Origin of the sequence: Facklamia sp. P13055 (assembly GCF_050409445.1) — a bacterium.
Taxonomy (GTDB): Bacteria; Bacillota; Bacilli; order Lactobacillales; family Aerococcaceae; genus Facklamia.
This window is the reverse complement of record NZ_JBNUPL010000016.1, coordinates 19,376-30,324: the sequence shown is the minus strand read 5'-3', so window position 1 is coordinate 30,324 and position 10,949 is coordinate 19,376. Positions and strand designations below refer to the sequence as shown.

Sequence of the window (10,949 nt, the reverse complement as noted above, 5' to 3'; positions counted from 1 at the left end):
AGTGGGACATTTTGATTTGTGTTCTCTTGAGACATTATCATTTACGTTTAACAAAAATAGTTTAAAAGCAAAAATTCATTTGCATTTTTTGATCGAATAGCTTATATTTATAAGAGTGCTTAGGCACAATTCACACGTTAGTGGATAGTTACTAGGGTGCTCTCATGAGTCTAATAGCTAAATGAAACTAGCGGAGGAAAATACAAAACCAAAAGGAGTTTATAATATGGCAGTTATTTCAATGAAACAATTGTTAGAAGCTGGTGTGCACTTTGGACACCAAACACGTCGCTGGAATCCTAAAATGAAACGTTACATCTTTACAGAACGTAACGGTATTTACATCATCGACTTGCAAAAAACGGTTAAGTTGGTAGATGAAGCATATAATTTCATGCGAGATGCAGTTGCTGATGGTGGCGTTGCTTTGTTCGTAGGCACTAAAAAGCAAGCTCAGCAAGCAATTGAAGAACAAGCTGAAAGAGCAGGTCAGTACTACATTAACCACCGTTGGTTAGGTGGCTTATTAACAAACTGGGATACCATCCAAGGACGTATTCGTCGTCTAAAAGCTTTAGAGCAAATGGAAGTAGATGGAACTTTCGATGTGCTTCCTAAAAAAGAGGTCGGTGAATTACGTAAAGAGTGGGATCGATTAGAAAAATTCTTAGGTGGTATCAAAGATATGCCAAGAATACCTGACGTGATCTTTATCGTAGACCCACGCAAAGAGCGTATCGCGGTTCAAGAGGCTCGTAAATTAAATATTCCAATTGTTGCGATGGTGGACACTAACTGTGACCCTGATGAGATTGACTATGTTATTCCAGCAAACGATGATGCCATTCGTGCCATTAAATTAATTACAAGCTCTATGGCAGAAGCAACAATTGAAGCAAATCAAGGTCAAATTGACGTGGACACTGATGAGCAAGGGGATAGCCAATTCTTTGATAACTTATTTGACAACAAGGAAGAAAATACAGAATCAGAAGAAGCTGAAAGCTCTCCAGCGACTGAAGCTGAATAAATAAATTAAGAAAAGCTGTCAAAAGTTGCCAAGCATCTTTAGACAGCTTTTTTATGAAAATACATACATTAGGCTTTAGCAAGCTGAATAATTTTGATATAATAATTAAGGTAGCACATTATTGAATGATATTTCCAAGGAGGATTTTATAGATGGCAAAAGTAACTGCAAAACAAGTAAAAGAATTACGTGATATGACTGGTGTTGGAATGATGGATGCTAAGAAAGCCTTAGTTGAAGTTGATGGAGATATGGACAAAGCAGTCGACTTATTACGTGAAAAAGGACTTGCAAAGGCTGCTAAGAAAGCAGACCGTATCGCTGCAGAAGGTTTAACTGCAAGCTATATTGATGGAAATACTGCTGCATTAGTTGAAGTAAACTCTGAAACAGACTTTGTTTCAAAAAATGACAAGTTCATTACATTAGTTAATGATATTGTAAAAGCTGTTGCTGAAGGTAAACCAGCTGATATGGAAGCAGCCAATGCCTTGGAAGTTAATGGACAAACAATCGCAGAATTAATTACAGAATCAACTATTGTAATTGGTGAAAAACTTTCTTTCCGTCGCTTTGCCCTTTTAAATAAAGGGGATAATGATGTCTTCGGTGAATATTCTCACCAAGGAGGACGGATTGGTGTTTTAACTGTCGTTGCAGATTCTAAAGATGAAGATGTAGCTAAAGACGTTGCGATGCATGTTGCTGCAATCAACCCTAAATACCTAAATCGTGAAGATGTAGATGCTGAAGTAATCGAACGCGAAAAAACTGTTCAACGCGAGCTAACATTAAACGAAGGCAAGCCTGAAAAGATTGTCGACAAGATTGTTGAAGGTCGTATGAATAAGTTCTACGGCGAAATCGTATTGAACGAGCAAGCTTTCGTTAAAGATGGCGATCAAAAAGTTGCAGATTATGTTGGTGCTAAAGGGGGTAAAGTTACTGAGTATGTACGTTTTGAAGTTGGAGAAGGAATTGAAAAACGTAAAGATAACTTTGCTGAAGAAGTAGCCGCTCAAATGGGCAAGTAATTTACAACATTTAATAGAGACCCCAGTTTTTGCTGGGGTCTTTTTAAAGGAAAAGAAGGGTGAGAATAATGGTTAAAACAAAATATCAAAGAGCAATTCTAAAACTGAGTGGAGAGGCTTTAGCAGGTGAAAATGGATTTGGCATTGACCCTGCGACAGTCCGTTCAATTACCCAACAACTTAAAGAAGTTTATCAATTAGGCATTGAAATAGCTATTGTTGTAGGGGGCGGAAATATTTGGCGTGGATCGATTGGTGCTGAAATGGGAATGGACCGGGCACAAGCAGATTATATGGGTATGTTAGCAACTGTAATGAATGCTTTATCCTTGCAAGATGCATTAGAAAATCTGGATGTCCCCTCAAGAGTTCAAACATCTATTGAAATGCGTGCTGTAGCTGAGCCTTATATTCGCAGACGTGCGATTCGTCATCTTCAAAAGGGTCGAGTAGTTATTTTCGCTGGTGGTACTGGTAACCCTTATTTCACAACAGATACCACTGCTGCTTTGAGAGCGGCTGAAATTGAAGCAGACGTTATTCTGATGGCTAAAAATAATGTGGATGGTGTTTACAGTGCAGATCCAAAGACGGATGAAACAGCTACTAAATATGAAAATTTAACCCACTTGGATGTTATCTCTAAAGGCTTAAAAGTAATGGATTCTACGGCTTCTTCCTTGTCTATGGATAACAACATTCCATTAGTTGTCTTTAACTTAAACGAACCTGGGAATATTAAACGTGTCATTCTTGGTGAAAATATTGGAACAACTGTTGGAAATAATCATGATTAGTTCTAACTTTTCTTACAATGCTTAAATATGGTATAATAAAATAACTATGGATCATATAGGAGGAAGAAAATGGCTGCTGATAATATATTAAAAAATACTGAAAGCCGAATGCAAAAATCAATTGAAGCTTTTCAACGTGAATTAGGAACTATTCGCGCTGGAGTTGCTAATGCTAGTATTTTAGACCGTGTCATGGTTGAATACTATGGAACACCTACGGCATTAAACCAGTTAGCTTCAATTAATACACCTGAAGCAAGAATGTTAGTAATTTCACCTTATGATAAGAGTTCGCTTCAAGATATTGAGCGTGCAATCATGATGAGTGATGTGGGAATTACACCTACAAATGACGGTGAAGTTATTCGTCTTGTGATACCTGCATTGACTAAAGAAAGACGAGAAGAATTAGTTAAAGTAATCGGTAAAGAACAAGAAAATGCAAAAGTTTCAGTAAGAAATATTCGTCGAGATGCAATGGATGAAGCTAAGCGACTTGAAAAAGATAGTGAAATTACTGAAGATGAATTAAAACGTTATGAAAAGGATATTCAGCAAATAACTGATAATGCGACTAAGGAAATTGATCGCCTAACTTCAGTTAAAGAAGATGAAATCAGAAATAACTAAAAACCGACCAAAAATCAAGTCAAGAAGTCTTGACTTGATTTTTTATTATGAATGACTAGAATTTTATGATTAAACAACTTCTTCTAGTTTTCTTTTAATATACAATTTCTTTCTGCTATAATTAAAAGGTATTTATGCTACTGAAAGGAAACAACCATGAATTTAGATAATATGAAGATCCCTAACCATGTTGCAATTATTATGGATGGTAACGGTCGCTGGGCTAAAAAGCGTTTTTTACCTCGAGTAATGGGGCATAAAAAGGGAGTCGAGACCATCAAAAAAATTACCATTCGTGCACATCAACTTAAAATCAAGGTATTAACGGTTTATGCTTTTTCTACAGAGAATTGGGCGCGTCCCAAGGATGAAGTGGATTACTTAATGTCTTTGCCAAAAGACTTTTTTGAATCCTTCAAGCCTCAATTAATGGAAAATAATGTTAAAGTTACCTATATTGGTAATGCTAATCGTTTACCTGAAGAAACTAAGAAAATCTTAGATCGAGCAGTAGAAAAAACGCAGGATAATAGTGGATTGATTTTAAACATTGCTTTAAATTATGGTGGACGTCAAGAGATAGTTCAAGCCATTCAAAGTATTAGTCAGGCAGTTTTAAAAAATGAAATAAAGCCAGAAGAAATTACCGAAGAATTAGTTGATCAGTCTCTAATGACTCAAGATCTTGCTTCATACTCAAATCCAGACTTGATGATTCGAACTTCTGGTGAATTAAGACTCAGCAATTTCTTATTATGGCAATTAGCTTATAGTGAATTCTATTTTACAAAGGTCTTATGGCCTGATTTTTCAACTGAAGACTTTGATCAAGCGATTGCAGCTTATAGTGAAAGACAGAGAAGATTCGGTAAAATCTCTTAAATGTTAGAAAGGAGTAGGGATCAAAATGAAACAAAGAATCATTACAGCAATTATTGGGATCTCTATTTATCTACCATTTGTCATCTTGGGTGGGAAATGGTTTAGCTATTGTATAATGTTGTTGGGTGCAATAGCCTTGTACGAAATGGCTGAGATGAAAAAAATCGATTATTTAAATGAAATAGGCTTAATATCAACTTTAGCCTTAGCCTCGGTCCTCTTACCAGAGAAATATTTTGGTCCTATTTTTTCTGAAGCAGACCCCTTGATGATTTTTTATTTAGCAGGAATGTTATTGTTGATTTTGACGGTTTATAATTATCAACGTTTTAATTTTGTAGATGCATCCACTTTAATTTTTGCTTCGCTTTATATAGGTTTTGGCTTTCGTTATTTAATAATGATTAGAGACCTTGGTTTAACGACTATTCTATATGTTCTTTTGGTGATTTGGTCAACGGATACTGGAGCTTATTTAATAGGTAGAAAGTATGGGAAGAATAAGCTGGCTCCCAGAATAAGTCCTAACAAAACAGTAGAAGGAGCTTTGGGTGGCGTAGCAACCGCTTTTGTAGTCGCTAGTATTTACAGTCTCTTTTTTACTGTTGAAATAAAAAACCCACAATATCTTGGCTTTTTAACCATTCTTATCTCTATAGCTGGTCAGTTCGGTGATTTAGTAGAATCCGCCTATAAGAGAGACTTTGGTGTGAAAGATTCGGGCAAATTACTTCCAGGACATGGGGGAGTATTGGATCGTTTTGATTCAACAATATTTGCCAGCATCATGTTTGTTGTATGGAATAACTTTTTAGGTGTTTAATTAGAAATGGAGTAAGCGATGTTAAAAACAGTTTTAGTTTTCTTAATTATCTTTTCGATTATTGTGATTATTCATGAGTTTGGGCACTTATATTGGGCTAAAAAAGCAGGCATCTTAGTGAGAGAATTTTCACTAGGGATGGGACCTAAAATCTTTTCAAAACAAGCCGAAGATGGGACCACCTACACTATTCGTGCTTTACCAATGGGAGGTTATGTTCGTTTAGCTGGTTTAAATGAAGAAGCTGAAGTTCAACCGGGACAATCTTTAGGTTTAACTTTCAATGAACAAAATAAGGTTATTAAAATTAACCTTAGTGAGACTAGTGATATCAATGAACTACCTGTTCGATTAGATAAGGCCGATTTGGTAAATGAGATGACTCTTGAAGTTTATGAACAAGGGGAAGAATTTCTTAAAACTTATCATGTCCATCCTCAAGCAGAAATCATTGAAAAAGATGGAACCATTATTCGTGTAGCCCCCTTAGCAACGCGTTATGAATCAGTTCCAGTTTGGCATAAGATTCTCACTAATTTTGGTGGGCCACTTAATAACTTTATCTTATCGATTGTTGCTTTTGCGATAGTCGGTTTAATGCTTCCAGGAATTCCTACCACTACCAATCAAATAGGTCAAGTGGTTGAGGGCAGTCCTGCTGCAGGAGCTGGTTTGCAAGCTGGGGATCGAATCACTAAAGTTAATGAAGAAGAGACCAAAGATTGGCAAGGCTTAGTGGATTTAATTGCCCAATACCCTAAAGAGACAGTACGATTAGAAATTCAAAGACAAGACCAAGTCATTAAAAAAGAACTCCAATTGGAGGAGAATGAATTGGGATATGGTTCGTTAGGAATTACCGTCAGTCAATCGACATCGCTTAAAGATCGTTTGTTTTTTGGTTTTACAGCTACCTATCGAACTTTCATCATGGTCCTTTCGGCCTTGGCTACATTATTTTCACGTGGTTTTGATTTAAATATGTTAGGAGGACCTGTGGCAATGGCTCAGGCAACTAGCACGGTTGCTAATGAAGGCTTGATCGATATGGTTGCTTTTCTTGCCTCCTTATCCACCAATCTAGGAATTGTTAATTTATTACCGATACCGGCATTAGATGGAGGGAAAATTGTCCTGAACTTAATTGAATTAGTTAGAGGTAAAGCTCTCAGCCAAGAAAAAGAAGGTTTAGTTACCATGGTAGGGGTTGTTTTAGTATTGATTTTGATGATTGCAGTTACTTGGAATGACATTATGCGAGCATTTTTCTAGGAACAAAATCCCTGTCTTTTACGGGTTTTTTTAAGTGATGCATTGTAAAATTAAATGCGACACAAGTAAAAAGAAAGGATTCATATGAGCAAAGAAAAAACTTTATTCGATGTTTTATTGGAGCAACTAAACATTACAGATCCAGACATTCTAAGTGCATTAGCAGGAGGTCAAATTGAGCAAGTGGAAGTTTTAGCAGACAGCCAACGCTGGATTTTTCATTTGAGATTCCCACAGCGGATTCACCCAGACCTCTATTACTTATTACTAACTACTATGCGACAGGCTTTTGCTCAAATAGTAGAAACCGAAATATGGTGGCACTTTGATAAGGCTGAAACTGATAATCGTCAGTTAATTGAGGATTATTGGAAAAAAATAAAAACTGTTATTATGAATGAGACACCTTTTTTAAGAGTTTGTTTACAAGATGCCTCCATTTCTTATGATGCAAGTACAAAACTATTTGAAATAGGTTTAGCGAGTCAGAGTCAAGTAGATACATTTGATAATAAATACGATCACATAATTAAAAGACACTTTGATCAAGTAGGCTTTAAAGGAATAAAAATCATTTACTATGTTGATCAATCCTTAAGCGATGCCACTCATTTAACAACTAAACAGCGTTTAGAAGAATTGGATCATCAAAACCTACTAGAAGCGATTGAAAATGAAGAGAAAAAACAAGAAAAGCAGAAACAATCAGTCAATATTAGTGAAATTAAGCCAGTAGGAAAAGACATCCCTAATATCACAGCTACTCCTATTATTGATTTGCCAGAAAATCAATACAAACAAGTAATCGAAGGTTATGTCTTCGCCAATGATATCCGTGATTTACGATCGGGAGAAATTTTATCCATCATGAAAGTGACGGATTATACTTCCTCTGTGGCTGTCAAATTAATTTCTGGACGACGCTTAACTAAGGAGCAAATTCATCAGTTTCAAGTAGGAGACTGGCTGAGAATGGAAGGGGATATGGTCCCAGATAATTATTCTGGTGAACTAGATTTTAGGCCTCGTTCGATTCGTAAGTTAAATCCTAAAAAACGTCAAGATAGCTTTGAAGGTCAAAAAAGAGTAGAGCTCCATTTACATTCTAATATGTCTCAAATGGATGCGACCAATAGTGTTTCAGATTATATTAAAACAGCGGCTCGATGGGGACATTCAGCTATAGCTATTACCGACCACGCTGGTGCTCAAGCTTTCCCAGAAGCTTATTATGCGGGTAAAGAAAACGATATTAAAGTGATTTACGGTATTGAAGCTAATATTGTTAATGATGGTGAAGCTATTGCTTATAATGAAAGTGATCATGATCTTTCAGAAGCTAATTATGTTGTTTTTGACGTGGAAACGACCGGATTATCCTCTGTCTATGATCGTATGATTGAATTAGCTGCTGTTAAAATGCACAAGGGGAATGTAATTGATACTTTCGAGGCCTTTATTAATCCTGGTCATCCACTTTCATCCTTTACAACAGAACTGACAGGCATTACCGATGCTATGCTAGAAGATGCACCAAGTGAAAAAGAAGTAATAGACAAATTTTTAGCATTTACACAAGACACCATTTTGGTGGCACATAATGCTTCCTTTGATATGGGCTTTATTAATCAAGCCTATGTGCGTCATGGCATAGCTATGAATAATTTACCAGTGATTGATACACTTGCCCTATCAAGGTTGGTAAACCCTAATATAAAAGGACACCGATTGAACAATCTTGCCAAGCGTTACGGTGTAACTTTAGAACAACACCACCGAGCTATTTATGACTCGGAAACAACGGGTCATATCTTGTTTAAGTTACTAGAACAAGCCAATGAGCAATATCAAATGACCCACCATAATCTGTTGAATAAAGAGATGGGTAAAGGTGATGCATATAAACAGATAAGACCTTTTCATGCTACTTTAATTGCTAAAAATCAAGCAGGTCTCAAAGATCTCTTTAAACTGATTTCTATTTCCAATGTGGAGTATTTTTATCGCGAACCCAGAATACCACGGTCTGTCTTAAATCAGTATCGAGAAAATTTACTTGTCGGTTCCGCTTGCTCCAATGGAGAAGTTTTTACAACCTTGATGCAGAAGGGTTATCAAGAAGCTAGTGAATTAGTAGGATATTATGATTATTTAGAAATTCAACCCCCTTCTGTCTATGACACCCTGATTGAAGAAACCTTGATTAGATCTCGTGAAGATTTGTTTAAGATCATGCAAGGAATGGTTAAGCTAGCCAATGAACATAACAAGTTACTAGTGGCTACTGGAGATGTTCACTACCTAGAAGAACGGGATTCGATTTACCGCGAAATATTACTCAAGTCTTTAAAACGCAATGCTAATCGCGACCTCCATTTCCCACCACTCCATTTTAGAACGACTAATGAGATGCTAGAAGAGTTTTCTTTCTTAGGAGAAGATTTGGCTTATGAATTAGTGGTAACTAATTCGAATAAAATAGCCGATTGGGTCGAAGACGACATTGAAGTGATCCACTCAAAACTATTCACACCAAATATTGAAGGCTCTGATCAAAAAATTCGTGATTTGGCCTATGGCAAGGCCTACGAAATGTATGGAAATCCTTTACCAGAATTAATTGAAAAAAGATTGGAAAAAGAATTACATTCGATTATCTCTAATGGATTTGCCGTTATTTATTTAATTTCGCAAAAGCTGGTTCTAAAATCCAATCAAGACGGCTATCTAGTTGGGTCAAGGGGATCCGTAGGTTCTAGTTTTGTAGCGACAATGACTGGAATAACCGAAGTTAATCCTTTAGTGCCACATTATTACTGTCCGGATTGTCATTACAACGAGTTTTTTAAGGATGGCTCAGTTGGATCAGGTTTTGATCTACCGCCTAAAGCCTGTCCATCATGTGGTAAAGATTTAAAGCGAGACGGACAGGATATACCGTTTGAGACATTCTTAGGTTTTAAAGGGGATAAGGTACCCGATATTGATCTTAACTTCTCTGGGGAATATCAACCGCAAGCTCATGCTTATACTAAAGTTTTATTTGGAGAAGACCATGTCTTTCGTGCGGGGACTATCTCCACCGTTGCACAAAAGACGGCCTTTGGTTATGTGAAGGGTTATCTTGAAAATACCATGACCCAAGTGCCTCAAGCTGAAAAAGAGCGCTTGGCTAAAGGAATTGAAGGGGTGAAACGAACAACCGGCCAACACCCAGGTGGGATTATCGTTATTCCTGAGTATATGGATGTTTATGACTTTACGCCTATACAATTTCCAGCCGAAGATATTCATTCAGAATGGCGCACGACTCACTTTGACTTCCATTCTATTCATGATAATGTGCTGAAATTAGATATATTAGGACACGATGATCCGACCATGATACGTTTCTTACAGGATATTTCAGGTATTGATCCTCAAGATATTCCATTCTCTGATCCTGATGTGATGTCTTTGTTCTCAGGTCCTGAAGTCTTAGGTGTCACAAAAGAGCAAATTTTTTCTGATACAGGTACTTTAGGGGTACCAGAATTTGGGACCAGTTTTGTCAGAGGGATGCTGACTCAGACCAAGCCGTCAACTTTTGCGGAGTTGTTACAAATTTCTGGTTTATCGCATGGTACGGATGTCTGGTTGGGCAATGCTGAGGAGTTGATTCAAAAGAATATTGTACCCTTAGCTAAGGTAATTGGTTGTCGTGACGATATCATGGTGACACTGATGCAATATGGATTAGAAGATTCCTTAGCCTTTAAAATAATGGAACATGTTCGTAAAGGAAGAGGAATTCCTGATGACTGGCAAGCTGAAATGCGAGCGAATAATGTTCCAGAATGGTATATCGACTCTTGTCTGAAGATTAAGTATATGTTCCCTAAGGCTCACGCGGCTGCATACATCATGATGGCACTGAGGGTGGCATACTTCAAAGTTCACTATCCTAAATTCTATTATGCGGCTTACTTTTCGGTAAGGGCATCAGACTTTGATATCCTTGCCATGCATCAAGGCAAGGAAATGGTTAAACATCGCTTAAGAGAAATTATGGCCAAGGGAATGGATGCTTCAGTAAAAGAAAATAGCTTGCGAACTGTTTTAGAACTAGCGAATGAAATGCTAGAAAGAGGGATAACTTTCCAAATGATTAATTTGGAAAAATCAGACGCCACTAAATTTATTATCGATGGCGAGAGTTTGATCCCTCCTTTTAGAACAATTCCTGGTTTGGGAATAGGGGCCGCTAAATCGATTGTAGAAGCTAGAGAGCAAGCAGCCTTTATTTCTAAAGAAGACTTACAAAAACGTGGTAAAGTTTCGAAAACAATTATGGAATATTTAGAAGAGAATGGTGTTTTAGCTGATTTACCAGATGAAGACCAGCTGTCACTCTTCTAACTTGTTGATGAATAGATAATATGATATACTCTATTTAGCAAATTATTCGAGGAGGAGTGGGCGGAAACGCTCGCTCTTTTATT

Annotated in this window: 8 protein-coding genes; all 8 read left to right on the top strand. The window is 37.0% G+C overall.

What is annotated here, in order from left to right; all coding sequences use genetic code 11:
• Window positions 1-226: 226 nt before the first annotated feature.
• The 8 genes from rpsB to ACQV2O_RS06615 all read left to right on the top strand — a co-directional run bounded on the left by rpsB (window position 227) and on the right by ACQV2O_RS06615 (window position 10,866).
• Window positions 227-1,030: a 30S ribosomal protein S2 gene (gene rpsB / locus ACQV2O_RS06650; protein WP_428873931.1), complete on the top strand. Its 804-nt coding sequence runs from the start codon at window positions 227-229 to the stop codon at window positions 1,028-1,030.
• A gap of 152 nt (window positions 1,031-1,182) precedes the next feature.
• A complete protein-coding gene (gene tsf / locus ACQV2O_RS06645) occupies window positions 1,183-2,064 on the top strand; it encodes a translation elongation factor Ts (RefSeq protein ID WP_428873932.1) in 882 nt (293 codons plus the stop codon).
• Window positions 2,065-2,132: 68 nt separating this feature from the next.
• Complete coding sequence (pyrH, locus tag ACQV2O_RS06640; protein WP_428873933.1) at window positions 2,133-2,861, top strand: UMP kinase; 729 nt, start codon at window positions 2,133-2,135, stop codon at window positions 2,859-2,861.
• 69 nt (window positions 2,862-2,930) lie between these two features.
• Window positions 2,931-3,491 carry a ribosome recycling factor gene (frr, locus tag ACQV2O_RS06635; RefSeq protein WP_428873934.1) on the top strand — a complete coding sequence of 187 codons (561 nt, stop codon included), beginning with the start codon at window positions 2,931-2,933 and terminating at the stop codon, window positions 3,489-3,491.
• A 156-nt stretch (window positions 3,492-3,647) separates the two neighbouring features.
• On the top strand, window positions 3,648-4,373 hold the full coding sequence (locus ACQV2O_RS06630) for an isoprenyl transferase (protein ID WP_428875327.1): 726 nt from the start codon (window positions 3,648-3,650) through the stop codon (window positions 4,371-4,373).
• A 25-nt stretch (window positions 4,374-4,398) separates the two neighbouring features.
• Window positions 4,399-5,196 carry a phosphatidate cytidylyltransferase gene (locus ACQV2O_RS06625; protein WP_428873936.1) on the top strand — a complete coding sequence of 266 codons (798 nt, stop codon included), beginning with the start codon at window positions 4,399-4,401 and terminating at the stop codon, window positions 5,194-5,196.
• An 18-nt stretch (window positions 5,197-5,214) separates the two neighbouring features.
• Window positions 5,215-6,468 carry an RIP metalloprotease RseP gene (gene rseP, locus ACQV2O_RS06620; protein WP_428875326.1) on the top strand — a complete coding sequence of 418 codons (1,254 nt, stop codon included), beginning with the start codon at window positions 5,215-5,217 and terminating at the stop codon, window positions 6,466-6,468.
• Window positions 6,469-6,552: 84 nt separating this feature from the next.
• Window positions 6,553-10,866, top strand: a complete 4,314-nt coding sequence (locus ACQV2O_RS06615) for a PolC-type DNA polymerase III (RefSeq protein ID WP_428875325.1) — start codon at window positions 6,553-6,555, stop codon at window positions 10,864-10,866.
• Window positions 10,867-10,949: the final 83 nt, after the last annotated feature.